The following is a 19,091-nucleotide window of genomic DNA, read 5'->3' as shown; positions in this document are numbered from 1 at the left end:
GGATAACACAATGCACAAAATTGGTTTGATACCTTCACCGGGTGTGTCTCGTAAACACGTAGAAGCTGTTATTCCAGATATAAAAGAACAGCTGAATCAACGTGTGAATGATCAACAAGAATGGGTATTTCAGCTCCACGTTGATTTAATGATTGGCTCAGCTGAAGATGTACATGAAAGTATTGATAAAGCGGCAAAAATGAAAGAGAAACATGATTGGGATTTTGTTGTATGTATTACAGATTTACCAAGTATTTCTGGAAATAAAGTAGTGATTAGTGATTTTAATAATGACAAACAAGTAGCGATGCTATCTTTACCTTCATTAGGTTGGATAGACTTACGACGAAAATTAAGAGATAGTTTAACTTCTATTATTGAACAATTGTATTATTCAACTTCAAGAGTGGCTCCCAAGATTCATCCTCTTATACATCCTAAAGCAGTAGAACCAAATGAAGATGAAACGCCAAAGCAACGTTATATTCATCGATGGTTTATTCTCAGTTGGATTCAACTTATTTTAGGGTTAACACGAGCAAATGAACCATGGAAAAATATTTTTAATTTCAAAAAGATTATTTCAGTTGCTTTTGCAACTGGGACTTATGTATCAATTTTCTCCATGCCTTGGGAACTGAGTATACAGTACTCCATAGTACGATTTATTATACTTATGCTTATTGCTATCCTAGGTATGACAGGCTGGTTACTCTATGCACATCAATTGATTGAACGTAAAACAACTAAATCACAGCGTGTGTATCGCTATATTTATAATTTTACTACCATATTCACATTATTCATTATTACACTTTTAAATTATATTATTTTATATCTTTTATTAGCGATAAGTGTATCATTGTTTGTTCCACCAAGCTTATTTAATCAATGGACTAGCGCACATCCTCATTTTACATTTATAAATTATGTAAAATTAGTATGGTTTGTATCTTCACTAGGTTTACTTGCTGGGGCAATGGGGTCTACTGTAGAGAATGAAGAAAAAATCCGTCAGATTACTTATTCGTATCGACAGTATCATCGTTATAAAGAAGCAGAACAAGAGAAGAAAGAAAAAGAACAAGCTCAATCATCTTCTCATGATGCATCAAATCAACAAGTTAAAGAAAGTGCATCCAATAAACAAAATAATGATAACCAACAAGATGAACATAAAAAACAAGATCATAGAGAGGAGGAAACAACATGAGTGAAGAAAAAATAATTGGTCTCGTTGTGGCACCAGGAGTGACGGAGAAATTAGCACAAAGTTTAATTAATGAGATACCCAATATATTATCAGAACAAGATAATCACCAACGTGACTGGAAAGTTGATCTCGTGGTGGATCCTCTTACTGGTTTTGCGGAAAGTGTGGAAGAAATATTCAAAAAAATTCAAGATTATCATAATAAAAGAGAATGGGATTATGTTGTAGGAATTACAGACTTACCTATGTTCTATCATCAAAACGTACTTGCTTTAGATATTAATAAAAAAAATGGCGCTGCAATATTTTCGTATCCTGCTTTTGGATGGCGTCCTGTAAAGAATCGTTTTAAACATGCTATCGTAACTATTATTAATGAACTTCATTATTCTGAAAGAGCGCATGTGGGTTATGATGACAATAATAGGGTTAAGAAAGAAATCAATAAACAATTTCCTTTTTCACGTATTGAGAAAACAGAAGTACATTTAAAAGAAACAGGAAACAATCATTTAAGATATTTATCAAATTCACGTAGCCTTGGAATGATACGACTTGTCAGTGGGATGACCTTTGCGAATAACCCACTGAATATGATGGCAAGTTTAAGTAATATTGTAGCGATTGCTTTTACGACAGGTGCATTCGGATTGATTTTTTCAACCATGTGGAATATGGGGCTTAATTTTTCTCCATGGCGATTATTTGGAATTTCCATCATGGCAATTTTAGGTATGCTCGTTTGGATAATGGTCTCCCATGGTCTATGGGAATCTACAAAAAAAGCTAAGCATAAAAGAATTGTAATGTTATATAATTTAACAACGATCATGACTTTATTGATAGCCATTGTGATATATTATATGATTTTATATTTATTATTCTTAATTGCAGAGCTTGTTTTATTACCTCCAGGATTCTTAGGACAACAAGTAGGTTTAAAAGGACCAGCCAGTGTCCAACTTTATTTAAGTATTCCTTGGTTTGCAACCTCAATATCTACTGTTGCAGGAGCAATAGGCGCAGGTTTGCTTAATGATCAATTAATTAAAGAAAGCACATATGGTTACCGTCAAAAAGTACGTTATGAACAGAATAACTAATTAGTAATAATGAAGTGAGAAACACTTCATTATTATTTTTATATACTATAATAAATTTATAGAAAATATCTTTAAAGTCATTTGAAATCATGAATAAATATAAGTGTGAATGGATATATAGTTTTTCAAGTATGACTGAAAAGGAAGTTAAAAAGATAGTCGGAAAATATAAAATTCATATAGAGTGTATAGATTATGAATTGATTACAAGGATTTAGTAGTTAATTATAATCCTAGTTTTAAAGAAAAGGTAGTAATTACAGTTGGAGTTGCTTCAACAATGAAAAAAACGATTATGAAGTAGGCACTTATTTAAGTAGGAATAAAATAAAACTTATATTTGTAGTTCGAATCAAAAATGTATGTTTATTTTAAAATAAATATTCCCTAAACTTTCTTGACTTTCTCCTCAAAACTCGTTAAAGTATTAGCATATTATTCTGACAATTCTGATAGGTATTAGATTAATAAATTTGTAAATACTGAGGAGGGACCATAGGTTTATGTCAGTATCAAAGATAACGTATGAGAGTTTTGATGGCGATCCATTTATTGACTCCATTTCTACTGACGACGCGACAAAGGGTGCCTATGAAATTTTAAAATGGGCTTATACTACGTATGGTGAAGATATCGTTTACTCATGTAGTTTTGGGGCAGAGAGCATGGTACTTATTCATTTGATTTATCAAATTAAACCAGATGCTCAAATTGTATTTTTAGATACAGATTTACATTTTCAAGAAACATACGATTTAATTGATAGAGTAAAAGAACGTTTTCCTAAGTTACGTATTGAAATGAAGAAACCAGAATTGACGCTTGAAGAACAAGCTGAGAAATACAATCCTGCATTATGGAAAAATAATCCAAATCAATGTTGTTATATTCGTAAAATTAAACCTTTAGAAGAGGTACTAGGTGGTGCGATTGCCTGGATTTCAGGACTACGAAGAGATCAATCTCCGACTCGTGCTAAAACAAATTTCATTAATAAAGATGAACGTTTTAAATCGATTAAAGTATGTCCTTTAATTTATTGGACGGAAGATAACGTTTGGGATTATATTAAACAACATGATTTACCTTATAATGAACTTCATGACCAGCATTATCCAAGTATTGGTTGTATTCCTTGTACAGCGCCAGTATTCAATTCTGATGATTCCAGAGCAGGACGTTGGTCAAGTTTTGAAAAAACAGAATGTGGACTTCATGTTGCAGATAAACCGTGATGTAAGGGTTAAAAAATTTTTTATATAAAACATAGTATTCTGATAAGGATTTAAAAATATTCTATATTCGATTTTTACTGGAAAGGCGAATATAGATTACATAATATAGAGATAGTAAGTATTTTAAATAAAATAAAGATTGAAATGATAGAGGTGGATGAATTGAATCTAAGTGTTACCAATAGTCCTTTTACTGAAGGACAAGCCACACAAATTAATGAATTATTACAGACACTTACGCCAGAACAAAAAGTATGGTTAAGTGGCTATTTAGTCGCAAATCAACAACTTACATCAGGAACATCTGAGACACAGGGTTCGCAAATAGGAGCTGTTTCAAAGGGTACTGAAACAATGCTTCAACAAAATGAACCAACAATTCAACCTGAAAAACGTGCGATTACATTACTATATGGTTCAGAAACAGGAAATGCGCAAGGTTTAGCAGAAATATTTGAAGAACGTCTTTCAAATATTGGACATAATGTAACGTTAAAGGCAATGGATGAATTTAAACCTAAAAATCTTAAAAATGTCGAAGATTTATTTATTATTACTTCCACACAAGGTGAAGGAGATCCACCGGATAATGCAGCCGAATTACATGAATTTATTCATGGTAGAAAAGCCCCTAAATTAGAAGGAGTAAGATTTTCAGTACTTGCATTAGGTGATCAAACCTATGAATTCTTCTGCCAAACAGGTAGAGATTTTGATAAAAAACTTGAAGAACTTGGGGCCGAACGATTATATGAACGTGTTGATTGTGATGTTGATTATGAAGAAGATGCAGAAAAATGGATGGCTAATGTCATTAATACTATTGACTCAGCACCTGAAGGTACACAAAGTGAACAAGTTGTAAGTGAATCAATTAAATCTGCGAAAGAAAAAAAATACTCAAAGGCGAATCCATATCAAGCTGAAGTATTAGAAAATATTAATTTAAATGGTAGAGGATCTAATAAAGAAACACGTCATATTGAATTCTTATTAGATAACTTTGGTGAAGAATATGAAGTAGGAGATTGCTTAGTCGTTTTACCACAAAATGATCCAGCTTTAGTTGAATTACTGATAAGTACATTAGGATGGGATCCGGGAGATCAAATTCAAATCTCAGAAGATGGAGATACGATTTCATTAGAAGAAGCATTAACATCTTACTTTGAAATTACAAAATTAACGAAACCATTACTTCAAAATGCAGCAGCATATTTTGATAATGAAGCGTTAGAAGACAAAGTTCAAGATAGTGAGTGGATACAAAATTATATTGAAGGTAGAGATTTTATTGATTTACTCAATGATTTCCCACCTGAAGAATTAGAACCTGAAGATTTATATCAAATCCTTAGAAAATTACCTCCTAGAGAATATTCTATATCAAGTAGTTATCAATCATTACCTGATGAAGTTCACATTACGGTTGGTGCAGTAAGATATAACACACACGGTAGAGATCGTTCAGGTGTATGTTCTGTTCAATTTGCTGAACGTATTCAACCAGGAGATACTGTTCCAATTTATCTTAAACGTAATCCAAACTTTAAATTCCCTAAAGATGGAGATACACCTGTCATTATGATAGGACCTGGTACAGGAATTGCACCATTTAGAGCACATATGCAAGAACGTGAAGAATATGGTTATAAAGGTAATACGTGGTTATTCTTCGGCGATCAACACTTTACTACTGATTTCTTATATCAAACAGAATGGCAAGAATGGTTAAAAGATGGTGTTCTTGAAAAAATGAATGTCGCTTTCTCACGTGATACAGATCAAAAAGTTTATGTACAACATCGCATTGCTGAACATAGTAAAGAATTTAATGAGTGGTTAGAAAAAGGTGCATCGATCTACATTTGTGGTGATGAAAAAAATATGGCTAAAGATGTACATCAAGCGATACGCAATGTATTAGTGAAAGAACAAAATTTAACTGAAGAAGATGCTGAAAGCTACTTAAAACAAATGAAAAAAGATAAACGTTATCAACGTGACGTGTACTAAAGAAAGGGTGGAGAGTGAATGGCTAAAACGATTAAACAAATTGCTGATGAGTTAAATGAAAACCTTGATGCGTTAGAACATTTAAAAACTGAAAGTAATTATTTACGCGGTACGATTGAAGAAGGCTTAGCAGATCCTTTAACTGGTGCCATTTCTGATGACGATACTAAATTACTTAAGTTTCATGGGAGTTATCAACAAGATGACCGAGATGTACGTGATGAACGTCGTAAACAAAAATTAGAACCTGCATATGCTTTCATGATTCGTGTGCGACTACCTGGAGGTAAAGCAACACCTGAGCAATGGATTGCAATGGATGATATTTCTAATAATTATGCGAATCATACATTGAAACTCACAACACGTCAAACTTTCCAATTTCATGGTATTTTAAAACGAAATTTAAAATCATCTATGAAAAAAATTAATGAATCAGTGTTAGATACGATTGCAGCATGTGGGGATGTCAATCGTAATACAATGTGTAACCCAAATCCATATCAATCAAACATTAATAAAGAAATACTTGATTATGCTACAGCCATTAGTGATCATTTATTACCTAAAACGAATGCCTATCATGAAATTTGGTTAGATGGAGAGAAAGTGCTTGATTCTAAAGAAGAAGTAGAGCCAATGTACGGGGAAAAATATTTACCACGTAAATTTAAAATTGGTATTGCCGTACCACCATCAAACGATATTGATGTATTTTCACAAGACATTGGTTTAATTGCAATTGTAGAAAATGATGAACTCGTTGGATTTAATGTGGCTATTGGTGGTGGCATGGGTATGACGCATGGTAATCCAGATACATACCCTCAAGTAGGACGCATTGCTGGATTTATTCCTAAAGATAAAGTCATAGATGTATGTGAAGCATTACTTACAATTCAACGTGATCTTGGTAATCGTTCAAATCGTAAAAATGCACGTTTTAAATATACAGTAGATCGTTTTGGTGTAGATAATATTGTTAAAGAATTAAATACACGTCTAGGCTGGGAAATCAGTGAAGCTCGCGAATTTAAATTTGAACATAATGGCGATCGTTTAGGTTGGATTGAAGGTGAAAAAGGTGTATGGAATTATACATTATTCATTCAAAATGGACGTGTAAAAGATACAGAAGACTATAAGTTAAAAACGGCGTTAAGAGAAATTGCAGAAACACATACTGGTGATTTTAGATTATCTCCAAACCAAAATTTAATTATTGCTAATGTAACTGAAGAGAAAAAAGCAGATATTCAATCTCTTATTGATAAATACGGTTTAACTGATGGTAAAAATTATAGTGGTTTAAGACGTAATTCAATGGCTTGTGTAGCATTTCCAACTTGTGGTTTAGCAATGGCTGAATCAGAACGTTATTTACCAACGCTATTATCTAAAATTGAAGATTTATTAGATGAATCTGGTGTTAGTGAAGAAGAGATTACTATACGTATGACAGGTTGTCCTAATGGATGTGCACGACCTGCATTAGCTGAGATTGCATTTATTGGTAAAGCACCTGGCAAATATAATATGTATTTAGGTGGAAGCTTTAACGGTGATCGCTTAAATAAACTATATAAAGAAAACATCGATGAAAAAGAAATTCTCGAAAGCTTACGTCCAATTTTAATGGATTATGGAAAATCACGTCTCGAAGGTGAACACTTCGGAGACTTCGTTATTCGTTCGGGTGTAGTAGCTAAAGTTCATGATGGTAGAGATTTTCACAGCTAATGTTTAAAGAAATAGAAGGCGAACGGGGTGATAAGATGGGAAAGGTTTATCTTGTAGGTGCAGGACCTGGTGATCCTGATTTAATAACTGTAAAAGGTATGAAAGCGATTCAAGCGTCAGATGTGATTTTATATGACCGCTTAGTGAATAAGGAAATTTTAGATTTTGCAAAACCTCACACAAAGTTCTTCTATTGTGGTAAAGATCCAAATAAGCATTCATTGCCACAAGAGGAAACAAATCGTATGTTAGTGAATTTAGCGAAAAAAGGGCACACCATTACACGATTAAAGGGTGGTGATCCTTTCGTTTTTGGACGTGGTGGCGAAGAAGCAGAAATATTAGCGGATAATCAAATTCCATTTGAAATTGTTCCTGGGATTACATCAGGAATTGCAGCTCCTGCTTATGCAGGAATTCCTGTTACTCACAGAGATTATAGTTCATCCGTTGCGTTTGTTACAGCTGTGAATAAACCAGGTATGACGAAAGAAGCATATTGGGAACATTTAGCCCATGGTCCTGAAACATTGTGTATTTATATGGGTGTAAAACGTTTGCCTGAAATTTGTGAACTGTTAGTGCGTCATGGTAAGTCAGTAGATACACCTGTAGCGCTAGTACATTTAGGGACAACAGTTTCTCAAAAAACAGTCACTGGAACATTAGGTAGCATTGTACAATGTGCGTCTGAAATCAAAAATCCTGCAATGATTGTGATTGGTGATGTGGTAAATATGCGTCAAAAAATTAGCTGGTTCAAAGAACAAGTATCAGATGTTGAAATGACATTACCATAATTTGAAAAATATCTAATATAGGAGGACGACAATATGAACCATATGCCGCTCATGATTGATTTAAGCCAGAAATCGATTGTCATAGTAGGTGGCGGAAAAGTTGCAACGAAACGAGCTTCAACTTTAATCGAATATTGTGATGATGTTCATATTGTTAGTCCTATTATTTCAACAACTTTAAAAGAACTATTAGATAACGAAATGATCACTTGGAGCCAAAAAGAATTTGAGCCACAAGATGTTGAACATGCCGATCTTGTAGTGATTGCCACAAATAATAACGACGTCAATACAAAGGTGTTAGAAAGTGTTCCTCATTATGCATTATGTAATCATGCTTCGAAAGCCCAAGTTGGAAATGTTACGATTCCAAGTATTTTAAAACGTGGAAAACTTTCTATTAGCGTGTCAACCAATGGGGCAAGTCCTAAATTGAATAAAAAGATTATTTCAAGAATAAGCGATATGTACGATGAATCATATGAAATGTATATTGATTTTTTATATGAAAGTAGACAACTAATTAAACGATTATCAATCGAGCCATCTAGGAAACAGGATTTATTACAACACATTTTATCTGATGAGTATTTAGATGAGGTTAAGCAACGAGAATTCACACGATGGCTTCATTTACAAGTTTAGGTATGAAGGGATATGTGATATATGAGAAAATTGTTTATATTTGCATTAGCTGGATTTTTAGCACAACTTGTTGATGGATCACTCGGAATGGGATTCGGTGCCTCCTCATCATCCATATTATTAACATATGGAATAGCACCTGCGATTGTTTCAGCAACGGTACATTTTTCAGAAATAGCAACGACTGCTGCATCTGGTACATCACATTGGAAATTTGAAAATGTACATAAGCCAACCATGTTGAAACTTGCAATACCAGGATCGATCAGTGGATTTATCGGTGCAGCATTATTAACTCAAATACATGGTGACTATATTAAACCTTATATAGCACTATTCTTACTTTCAATGGGTTTTTATATTTTATATCAGTTCTTATTTAAACGTCACAAAGACTTTCATACACACGTAGGAACACTTAGTAGTGTGAAACTTGTTCCACAAGGAGCCGTTGCTGGTTTTCTAGATGCTATTGGTGGTGGAGGCTGGGGACCAGTCAATACACCGTTGTTACTTGCAAGCCATAAAATTCAACCACGCTATGCCATTGGTACAGTGTCTGCAAGTGAATTTTTTGTAACACTTTCAACATCATTAAGTTTTATTATCTTTTTAGGATTTACTCAAATTAATTGGTGGTTTGTCATTGCATTAAGTATAGGCGGTATGATTGCCGCACCAATTTCAGCCTATTTAACTAAAATATTACCCATTAATATTTTAGCAATTTGTGTAGGTGGCCTTATTATTTTTACAAATAGTAATGCTTTAATGACGTATTTCATCAAAGACACTACAGTGATAAATGTTATTCGATTCGCAATTATTTGTGCGATTATTGTATTAGTTATTATTACTATTATTCGTAACAAAAAATTGTCTTTTTCTTATAAATAAAGCCGAGTAAACTAATCAAAATAATTAGAAAAGAGGTTATCAATAATGACAACAAATGAAGATATTATCAATTATACAATTAAGCCACATGGTGGAGAGTTAATTAATCGAGTTGTAGAAGGAAAGGAAAGAGAAGCATTAATTGAAAAAGCGAATGCTTTTAAATCCTTAACTTTAAATCCTTGGTCAATTTCAGATTTAGAATTAATCGCTATTGGTGGTTTTAGTCCACTTACTGGATTTATGGGAGAAGCGGATTATAAAAAAGTTGTTGAAGATACACATCTTGAAAATGGACTAGTATGGAGTATTCCTATCACTTTACCTGTCACTGAGACACAAGCGAATGAATTTAATATTGGTGATGATATTGCTTTATATGGTGAAGATGGAGTACTTTATGGTACTTTAAAACTTGAAGAAAAATATACGTATGATAAAGAAAAAGAAGCTCAAAATGTCTACGGTACGACTGAAGAAGCGCATCCAGGTGTCAAAAAAGTATATGAAAAAGGGAACGTTTATTTAGCAGGTCCTATTCAATTAGTAAATCGTCCTAAACATGATGAATTTTCAGATTATCATTTAGATCCTGCTGAAACACGCCAATTGTTCAAAGACTTAGGGTGGAAAACAGTAGTCGGATTTCAAACACGTAATCCTGTCCACCGCGCACATGAATATATTCAAAAATCTGCATTAGAAATTGTAGATGGTTTATTATTAAATCCTTTAGTTGGTGAAACTAAAGCGGATGATATCCCAGCAGATGTACGTATGGAAAGTTATCAAGCTATCTTGAAAAATTACTTCCCACAAGATAGAGCACGTTTAGTTATCTATCCCGCAGCGATGCGTTATGCAGGTCCCCGTGAAGCAATTTTACATGCTACAGTTCGTAAAAATTATGGTTGTACACACTTTATTGTTGGACGTGATCACGCAGGTGTGGGTGATTATTATGGTACTTATGAAGCACAAGAACTTATCTCTCAATTTGAAGATGAATTAGATATTCATATTTTAAAATTTGAACATGCATTTTACTGCAAAAAATGTAGCAATATGGCTACAGCTAAAACGTGTCCACATGATGCATCAGACCATGTACATTTAAGTGGTACAAAAGTAAGAGAAAAATTACGTAATGGCGAATCATTACCAAAAGAATTCTCAAGACCTGAAGTTGCAGAAGTATTAATTAAAGGATTAAGACAAAAGTAATTTGGGGGAGTATATAAAATGAGTCAATCAACAAATATTACATGGCATGATTCAGAAGTAACTAAAGAAGATAGACAACACCAAAATGGTCATAAAAGTGCTGTCATTTGGTTTACAGGGTTATCTGGTTCTGGTAAGTCCACAATCTCTGTGGTACTTGAAAAGGCTCTATTTGAAAAAGGTAAACATTCATATCGATTAGATGGCGATAATGTCCGTCACGGTTTAAATAAAAATTTAGGTTTTAGTCCAGAAGACCGTAAAGAAAATATTCGTCGTATCGGTGAAGTAAGTAAATTGCTTGTAGATGCGGGAACAATTGCAATTACTGCATTTATTTCTCCATATAGAGAAGATCGTGATGAAGTACGTGATATTCTAGAAGACGGAGAATTCATTGAAGTATATACGAAGTGTAGTGTAGAAGAATGTGAGAAACGAGACCCTAAAGGTTTATATGAAAAAGCACGTTCAGGTGAAATTAAAGAATTTACAGGAATTAGTGCGCCTTATGAAGCGCCAAAACATCCTGAAATAACTATTAATACTGAAACACAAAGTATAGATGAATCAGTTGAACATATTCTTAATTACTTAAAAGAACACAAATATATTTAATGAATAACCAAACGAGTGAGATAACGAATTTAAAATGAATGTTGTCTCACTCGTTTTTTTGCTATAAATTCTTGAAAATAATAGTTAATATTCCCTTATTTTATGAAATAAAACATATTTAAAATAATCAGATATATTACACCATCTGTAATGACACTGTTGATTAAGTTGATAAAAAGACTGATAATAAAGCATTTTGAGTGATGTAACAAACGAGATATTTAATTACAAAAATCATCGTATTATTATGATTCAATTACAAGGTATTAACAACGCCCACAAACGCTTGTTTATCTGATAAAGTATGTCTTGTCGTTAATTAACGAGAAAAAATAATTCGAAGTAATTGAATATTGAGATGTCATTTGAAAGTAGCCACGTGATAAATAAAGGAAGAATGTTTTAAATTTCTAGGAGGATATTTAATTATGAAAAAAATCGCTACAGTAACTATCGCCACAGCCGGAATCGCTACAGTTGGATTTGCGCATCATGACGCACATGCAGCGGAAAATAATGGATATAACCCTAATGACCCAACTTCATATAGCTACTCTTATACAATTGATCAACAAGGTAACTATCATTACACATGGAAAGGTAATTGGAGTCCTGATCGTTTAAATCACACTAATGACTCAAATCATAGTCAATCTAACTATAATAATTACAACAATAATAGCTATAACTACAATAGCAATTATTCATATACAACAAACAATAACCAAACATCTACTAACAATAATCAATCTTATACAACTAATAATACGACAGGTGGATTAGGCGCTAACACTGCATCAACATCAAATAGTAATGTAAAAGTTACAACTCAAAGTGCACCAAGAACACAATCAACTGCTTCGACTCAAGCATTTTCAGGTAAAACAAATTCAGGTGCGAATTACTATACTTGGGGTCAATGTACGTATTATGTATATGATAAAGTTGGTGGTTCAATCGGTAACACTTGGGGTAATGCAAATAACTGGGCTAACGCAGCAGCGCAATCTGGTTATACTGTAAACAATACACCTAAAGCAGGTGCTGTGATGCAAACAACTCAAGGTGGTTATGGTCACGTTGCATATGTTGAAAATGTAAATAGTGATGGTTCTGTTACAGTATCTGAAATGAACTATCAAGGCGTAGGTGTAGTATCTACACGTACAATTTCAGCAAGTCAAGCAAGTTCATACAACTACATTTCATAATTTAAGGAAATAAATGGTTTAAACATTAATGTAAAATAAAGACTAAGATATTAAAACAATAACGTTGTTTAAAAGAGCAAGTATATGAATTCAAAACGAATTTTAACTTGCTCTTTTTTTATTTTTAAAAATTATATTTAATATGATTTAAATCGCTTTATAAAGGGAATATATAACTACTAGTTCTTATAGTGTTCAAATATAAAGGTGGTGATTCACAATGGCGTTAGGAGTACTTCAATGGATCCTAGTGATCGCAATTGTGGTAATTACGATTGGCGTCATATTTGGTCTCATTTGGGGTTCGCTTTTTGAGGAACGCTTTTATAGAAGTCGTTCTAAAAAAGAAGAAGAAGCACGTATTGAGAAAAATCTTAAAATGGCAAAAGGCCATACCGATGATGACGTAGCATATGATGAAGAAGGTCGTGCATCACTCAACGAAGATGATAAAAAACAATAAATATTCATAAACCTTTAAGAATCCGTTTGATTTTTAAAGGTTTTTTCTTATCAAAATATTTATATTAATTAACTTTATGCAATTATATACTTTTAACAAATAAAAGTGATAAAATAGATATGTTAAAAAATTCACATGAATTATTTAAAGTTAGGAGTTATTATAATGCTACTGTTTATAGTAGAAATTATCATAATGATTGTAGCCATTATGCTAGGATTGCGCACAGCAGGTGCTTTAGGCTGTGGTATTTTTGCTATTGTGGCCCAACTGATTATGATATTTGGTTTTCAACTTCCTCCTGGTTCTGCCCCTGTTACAGCAGTCCTAATTATTCTGGCAATTGGTATAGCTGGAGGAACGTTACAAGCTACAGGCGGAATTGATTATCTTGTCTATCTTGCTTCGAAAATCATTGAACGGTTTCCAAAATCAATTATTTTTATTGCACCGATGATTGTATTTGTCTTCGTATTTGGAGTAGGGACTGCAAACATTGCTTTATCACTAGAACCTATTATTGCTCAAACCGCAGTAAAAGCTAAAATCCAACCTAAGCGACCACTCATTGCTTCAGTATTAACTGCTAATTTGGCTTTACTTTGTAGTCCAGCTGCATCCGCAACAGCCTATGTCATTTCAGTACTTGCAGGTCATGACATTTCAATGGGTCAATATTTGAGTATCGTCTTACCTACATCATTAATCACTATGTTTATGTTAAGTATATTTTGTACGTTTGTAGGACGTAAAAATACAATTACTGAAAGTGAAATTGCCCATACACCTGACGTTGAAGTAAATCATGCTTTTTCTACTAGAGTAAAGATAGGTGTTTTAGCATTTATTTTATGTGTGTTTGGTATTCTTACATTTGGTATTTTTCCTCAATTCATGCCTTCGTTTAATGTCAATGGAAAAGATGTCACTGTATCAATGACAGAGATTGTACAATTCTTTATGTATTTAAGTGCAGCAATTAATTTATTGATGTTAAAAGTGAATACGAGTGATATTCTCTCTTCAAATATTACACAATCTGCTATTGGTGCATTATTTGCAGTACTCGGACCTGGTTGGTTAGGTGCGACAGTATTTAACGCACCTCATAATTTACATATCATACAAAATGATGTTGGCAAAACGATTCAACATATGCCCTGGCTTGTGATTATTCTTGTAGCTGTAGTAGCGATGATTGTTATTTCACAAACAGCAACAGCATCGATTATGGTGCCTATCGTCATGAGTATGGGAATTCCACCCATGTATTTTGTAGCAATGGTACAAACATTAAATGTTAACTTTGTTATACCTGCGCAACCAACGTTATTATTCGCAGTTAATTTAGATGAAACAGGACGTACACGACCTACAAGCTTTATTATTCCAGGATTCTTTGCAATAGGTGTTTCAGTTATTGTTGGTTTTATAATAAAAATAATATTAGGATATTAGTTTATAATAGGGTATTAGTCATATAAACGATTTAAAGTTTCGTGAAAATTTAATAGATTGAGAAGACCTTTTGTGCCATTTCGAATATTGAAGAGAAGAATGTGAATTCTATTATGAATTGCATTCTTCTCTTATTTTTAATTTAAAACAGAAAATGTCAAAAAAATATATATTCATTAAAAGTGAATAAAAATTCAATATTTATAATTTAAGATTTGTTTAAAACGTTTATTTTTAATTTAACACTACTGATATAGTTAATTTTTCGATAGTTTAAATGGGATGAAATATATAAATATTCAGTTTTGCTCAAATAATTTTATGAATGTAATTTGCATTTTTATTTAATTTTAGATATTGTCATTACGTGGATCATTCACTTAAATACATTATAAGTCGTACATATAATATTCAAAGGAGGATCTTAGTTGAAAAAAGAAAAAATAATGGATTGGCCCACCTTTATAGGTACTGTGATTGTCTTGCTTGCAGCAGTTATACCTATGATGGTCTTTCCAAGTGCAAGTGAGAAAGTTATTACTGATATAAATAGTGCTATTTCTAACTCGATAGGATCTGTTTACTTATTTATAGGTTTAGCTGTTTTATCCTTTGTACTCTATATTGCTTTCGGCCGATATGGTAATGTGACTTTAGGAAAAGCAAGTGATAAACCTGAATTTAATAATTTTAGTTGGGCTGCAATGCTATTTTGTGCAGGCATTGGTTCAGATATTCTTTATTGGGGCGTTATCGAATGGGCCTTCTATTATCAAGTACCTCCAAATGGAGCTAAAGGAATGACTGATGAGGCGCTTACATATGCAACGCAATATGGCATGTTTCATTGGGGACCTATTGCATGGGCAATTTATGTATTACCAGCTTTGCCTATTGGCTATTTAGTATTTGTAAAGAAACAACCAGTATATAAAATTAGTCAAGCTTGTCGTCCAGTACTGAAAGGACAAACTGATAAATTTTTAGGTAAATTAGTAGATATCTTATTTATATTTGGACTATTAGGAGGAGCGGCAACCTCTTTAGCATTAGGTGTGCCATTAATTTCTTCTGGAATTGAACGATTAACAGGTATAGATGGAGACAATATGGTTATTCGCTCAATTATACTTTTCACAATCACAGTCATTTTTGCCATTAGTTCTTATACTGGTTTAAAAAAAGGAATACAAAAATTAAGTGATATTAACGTATGGTTATCATTCTTACTACTTGCATTTGTATTTATTGTAGGTCCAACCATCTTTATTATGGAAACAACGTTAACTGGTTTTGGGAATATGATGCGAGATTTCTTCCATATGGCAACATGGATGGAGCCATTTGGTGGAATTAGAAACCGTAAAGAAACAAATTTCCCTCAAGATTGGACGATATTTTATTGGTCATGGTGGCTTGTATATGCGCCATTTATTGGTTTATTTATTGCTCGAATTTCAAAAGGTCGTCGTCTCAAAGAAGTCATATTAGGAACAATTGCTTATGGTACATTGGGATGTGTCTTATTCTTTGGTATTTTTGGTAACTATGCCGTTTATTTACAAATTAGTGGACAGTTTAATGTGGTTGATTTTTTAAATAAACATAGTACTGAAGCAACAATTATAGAAGTTATGCACCAATTACCAATGGGTTCTTTAATTATAGTGTTGTTCTTAATATCTGCATTTTTATTCTTAGCAACGACTTTTGATTCAGGTTCTTATATTTTAGCAGCTGCTTCTCAGAAGAAGGTAATAGGGGAACCATTAAAAGCGAATCGTTTATTCTGGGCTTTCGCTTTATGTCTATTACCTTTCTCCCTTATGTTAGTTGGTGGAGAACGAGCTCTTGAAGTGTTAAAGACTGCTTCATTATTAGCAAGTGTACCACTTCTATTTATATTTACATTTATGATGATATCCTTTATTATCACACTTAATAAAGATCGGATTAAACTGGAAACAAGAGCAGATAAACTAAAAGAAGTAGAACGACGTTCACTTCGTATTGTTCAAGTTAAATCAGACCCTGAAGACGATAATTTATAATGTAAAAATGATAATACATTTAAAAATCCTCAGAAATTAGATAATAAATCTAATTTCTGAGGATTTTTGAATCATATTGATATTGAATTAAGTTATAAATCTTCTTCTTTTGGTATAGGATAATGTTCGAAAATGTCTCCAGATTCAATCGCAGAAATTAAATTTTCTAACCATTTATAATATAATTTTGTGTGGTTCAATTGGGATTGTATACTATCTATTTTTTCTTTTTCTTCTTCACTTAAATGATTAGTTTGTATTATGTTTTGAAGAATGTTTTCTGCTTTTTTCGTCGCTTCTAAATTTGTATCGATTTCACGTTCCCATTTTTGTGTGAAAAAGTTTCGAAAAAAATTAAAGAAATCTTTCTCGGCTATAAAATGTTGTTTCCGACTGCCACGGGTAAATTGTTGTTTAACGATATCGTATTCTTGCAATTTTTTTACACCCGCACTCATACTAGGTTTGCTCATTTGCAAATGTTCACGCATTTCATCAAGCGTCATACTACCTTCAAAAACCATCGTACCGTAAAGATTACCAACACTACGGTTTGTACCATATAAATCCATGGTTTCACCAATTGAGTTAATAACTAAATCTTTCGCTTCCTCTATTTTTTGATTAATATTATTAGAATTGCTCATATTGCACCTCACTTATTTTCATCTTCATAAGATGTGAAATATTAACACAAATTTTACATTCTCACTCATTATATGATTTTTTCTTAAGAGTTTCAAAAGTCAATTTTAATCCCTACAATATTAAAAATAATATAAAAAAATATATAAAGATGATTTTTGCAATGACTTAAGAAATATGATAAGCTACTTTTGTAAAATTCGTTAAATAAAAATTTAACAAACTTAACGGAGGTAGTATGATGGAACTTGTAAAAGCATTGTCTAATCGCCAATATATCAATGGTGAATGGGTAGAGAGCGCTAACAAAAATACTAGAGATATTATTAATCCATATAATCAAGAAGTGATTTTTACTGTTACTGAAGGGACTAAGGAAGATGCAGAACAAGCTATTTTAGCAGCACGTCGTTCATTTGAAAATGGTGAGTGGTCACAAGAAACAAGTGAAGTCAGAGGTAAAAAAGTAAGAGCAATTGCTGATAAAATTACAGAAAATCGTGACGAATTAGCCAAATTAGAAACGTTAGATACCGGTAAAACATTAGAGGAATCTTATGCAGATATGGATGATATTGCAAATGTGTTTAATTATTTTGCAGGTTTGGCGGATAAAGACGGAGGAGAAATTATTGATTCTCCAATACCTAACACTGAAAGTAAACTTGTCAAAGAACCTGTAGGTGTAGTTACACAAATTACGCCTTGGAATTATCCATTATTACAAGCTTCATGGAAAATTGCACCTGCATTAGCAACTGGTTGCTCATTAGTAATGAAACCAAGTGAAATTACGCCATTAACAACAATTCGTGTATTTGAATTAATGGAAGAAGTTGGATTCCCTAAAGGGGTTATCAACCTAATATTAAGTAGTGGTGAAGAAGTAGGAGATACATTATCAGGTCATAAAGAAGTTGATTTAGTATCATTTACGGGTGGAATTGAAACTGGTAAACACATTATGAAGAATGCTGCAAATCATGTAACTAATATTGCATTAGAGCTTGGCGGAAAGAATCCAAATATTATTTTTGATGATGCTGATTTTGAATTAGCTGTAGATCAAGCATTAAATGGCGGATATTTCCATGCAGGTCAAGTTTGTTCAGCAGGTTCAAGAATTTTAGTGCATAACGATATTAAAGATAAATTTGAAAAAGCATTAATTGAACGTGTTGGAAAAATTAAATTAGGTAATGGATTTGATAGTGATACAGAAATGGGTCCAGTGATTTCTCCAGAACATCGAGATAAAATTGAAAAATATATGAAAGTTGCTAAAGATGATGGTGCAACAATTGCTATCGGTGGGAAACGTCCAGACGATGAAGATTTAAAAGATGGTTTATTCTTTGAACCAACTGTAATCACTAATTGCAATACTCATATGAGAATTGTTCAAGAAGAAGTATTTGGTCCTGTTGTTACAGTAGAAGGGTTCGATAATGAAGAAGAAGCGATTGCACTCGCTAATGATTCAATTTATGGTTTAGCAGGTGCAGTATTTTCTAAAGATATAGGAAAAGCACAACGTGTAGCTAATAAATTAAAACTAGGCACAGTTTGGATTAATGACTTCCATCCTTACTTCGCTCAAGCGCCATGGGGTGGTTATAAACAATCTGGTATTGGACGTGAGTTAGGTAAAGAAGGATTAGAAGAATATTTAATCTCTAAACATATTCTTACAAATAGAAATCCAGAACCTGTAAATTTCTTTAGTAAATAACTTTTACAATTTAACTATAAAGGACCGTAGGCGTATTATT

The 19,091-nt window shown here is 32.7% G+C and carries 16 protein-coding genes; 15 read left to right on the top strand and 1 reads right to left on the bottom strand.

Annotated features, from left to right (window positions below):
- Positions 1–10: 10 nt before the first annotated feature.
- The 14 genes from HMPREF2647_RS05385 (at position 11) to HMPREF2647_RS05320 (ending at position 16,674) form a co-directional block, all read left to right on the top strand.
- Positions 11–1,213, top strand: a complete 1,203-nt coding sequence (locus tag HMPREF2647_RS05385) for a 5,10-methylene-tetrahydrofolate dehydrogenase (RefSeq protein WP_070859686.1) — start codon at positions 11–13, stop codon at positions 1,211–1,213.
- The gene (locus HMPREF2647_RS05380) at positions 1,210–2,316 is read left to right on the top strand and encodes a 5,10-methylene-tetrahydrofolate dehydrogenase (RefSeq protein WP_070859684.1); all 1,107 of its coding nucleotides are present in this window, start codon (positions 1,210–1,212) and stop codon (positions 2,314–2,316) included. The genes HMPREF2647_RS05385 and HMPREF2647_RS05380 overlap by 4 nt, the downstream gene beginning before the upstream one ends.
- A 503-nt stretch (positions 2,317–2,819) precedes the next feature.
- Entirely contained in the window at positions 2,820–3,551 is a 732-nt protein-coding gene (locus HMPREF2647_RS05375; protein ID WP_002488232.1) for a phosphoadenylyl-sulfate reductase, read from the top strand.
- 162 nt (positions 3,552–3,713) lie between these two features.
- Positions 3,714–5,567 carry an assimilatory sulfite reductase (NADPH) flavoprotein subunit gene (locus HMPREF2647_RS05370; RefSeq protein WP_070859682.1) on the top strand — a complete coding sequence of 618 codons (1,854 nt, stop codon included), beginning with the start codon at positions 3,714–3,716 and terminating at the stop codon, positions 5,565–5,567.
- Positions 5,568–5,585: 18 nt separating this feature from the next.
- Entirely contained in the window at positions 5,586–7,307 is a 1,722-nt protein-coding gene (cysI, locus tag HMPREF2647_RS05365; protein WP_070859679.1) for an assimilatory sulfite reductase (NADPH) hemoprotein subunit, read from the top strand.
- A gap of 35 nt (positions 7,308–7,342) precedes the next feature.
- Positions 7,343–8,107 (top strand): uroporphyrinogen-III C-methyltransferase, encoded by a 765-nt coding sequence (cobA, locus tag HMPREF2647_RS05360; RefSeq protein ID WP_019835187.1) that lies wholly within the window; start codon positions 7,343–7,345, stop codon positions 8,105–8,107.
- 33 nt (positions 8,108–8,140) lie between these two features.
- Positions 8,141–8,752, top strand: coding sequence for an NAD(P)-binding protein (locus HMPREF2647_RS05355; RefSeq protein ID WP_019835186.1), 612 nt, complete (start codon positions 8,141–8,143; stop codon positions 8,750–8,752).
- Positions 8,753–8,773: 21 nt separating this feature from the next.
- On the top strand, positions 8,774–9,649 hold the full coding sequence (locus HMPREF2647_RS05350) for a sulfite exporter TauE/SafE family protein (RefSeq protein WP_002449439.1): 876 nt from the start codon (positions 8,774–8,776) through the stop codon (positions 9,647–9,649).
- Between the two features lie 45 nt (positions 9,650–9,694).
- Positions 9,695–10,873 carry a sulfate adenylyltransferase gene (sat, locus tag HMPREF2647_RS05345; protein ID WP_037555812.1) on the top strand — a complete coding sequence of 393 codons (1,179 nt, stop codon included), beginning with the start codon at positions 9,695–9,697 and terminating at the stop codon, positions 10,871–10,873.
- A gap of 18 nt (positions 10,874–10,891) precedes the next feature.
- Positions 10,892–11,491 (top strand): adenylyl-sulfate kinase, encoded by a 600-nt coding sequence (gene cysC, locus HMPREF2647_RS05340; RefSeq protein ID WP_070859676.1) that lies wholly within the window; start codon positions 10,892–10,894, stop codon positions 11,489–11,491.
- 428 nt (positions 11,492–11,919) lie between these two features.
- Positions 11,920–12,702, top strand: a complete 783-nt coding sequence (locus tag HMPREF2647_RS05335) for a CHAP domain-containing protein (protein ID WP_002488240.1) — start codon at positions 11,920–11,922, stop codon at positions 12,700–12,702.
- 220 nt (positions 12,703–12,922) lie between these two features.
- On the top strand, positions 12,923–13,165 hold the full coding sequence (locus tag HMPREF2647_RS05330; protein WP_002449304.1) for a hypothetical protein: 243 nt from the start codon (positions 12,923–12,925) through the stop codon (positions 13,163–13,165).
- A 165-nt stretch (positions 13,166–13,330) separates the two neighbouring features.
- Entirely contained in the window at positions 13,331–14,623 is a 1,293-nt protein-coding gene (locus HMPREF2647_RS05325; protein ID WP_002454790.1) for an anaerobic C4-dicarboxylate transporter family protein, read from the top strand.
- Positions 14,624–15,051: 428 nt separating this feature from the next.
- Positions 15,052–16,674, top strand: coding sequence for a BCCT family transporter (locus HMPREF2647_RS05320; RefSeq protein ID WP_019835179.1), 1,623 nt, complete (start codon positions 15,052–15,054; stop codon positions 16,672–16,674).
- A 92-nt stretch (positions 16,675–16,766) separates the two neighbouring features.
- Here the strand turns inward: HMPREF2647_RS05320 and HMPREF2647_RS05315 are convergent, their stop codons facing one another.
- Entirely contained in the window at positions 16,767–17,321 is a 555-nt protein-coding gene (locus HMPREF2647_RS05315; RefSeq protein WP_070859673.1) for a choline uptake/conversion transcriptional regulator CudC, read from the bottom strand.
- Positions 17,322–17,560: 239 nt separating this feature from the next.
- On the opposite strand from HMPREF2647_RS05315, the gene betB reads away from it, so the two are divergent.
- Positions 17,561–19,051, top strand: coding sequence for a betaine-aldehyde dehydrogenase (betB, locus tag HMPREF2647_RS05310; protein WP_049414267.1), 1,491 nt, complete (start codon positions 17,561–17,563; stop codon positions 19,049–19,051).
- Positions 19,052–19,091: the final 40 nt, after the last annotated feature.

Origin of the sequence: Staphylococcus sp. HMSC035D11 (genome assembly GCF_001836075.1) — a bacterium.
Lineage (GTDB): Bacteria > Bacillota > Bacilli > Staphylococcales > Staphylococcaceae > Staphylococcus > Staphylococcus hominis.
This window is presented reverse-complemented; position numbering and strand designations above follow the sequence as displayed.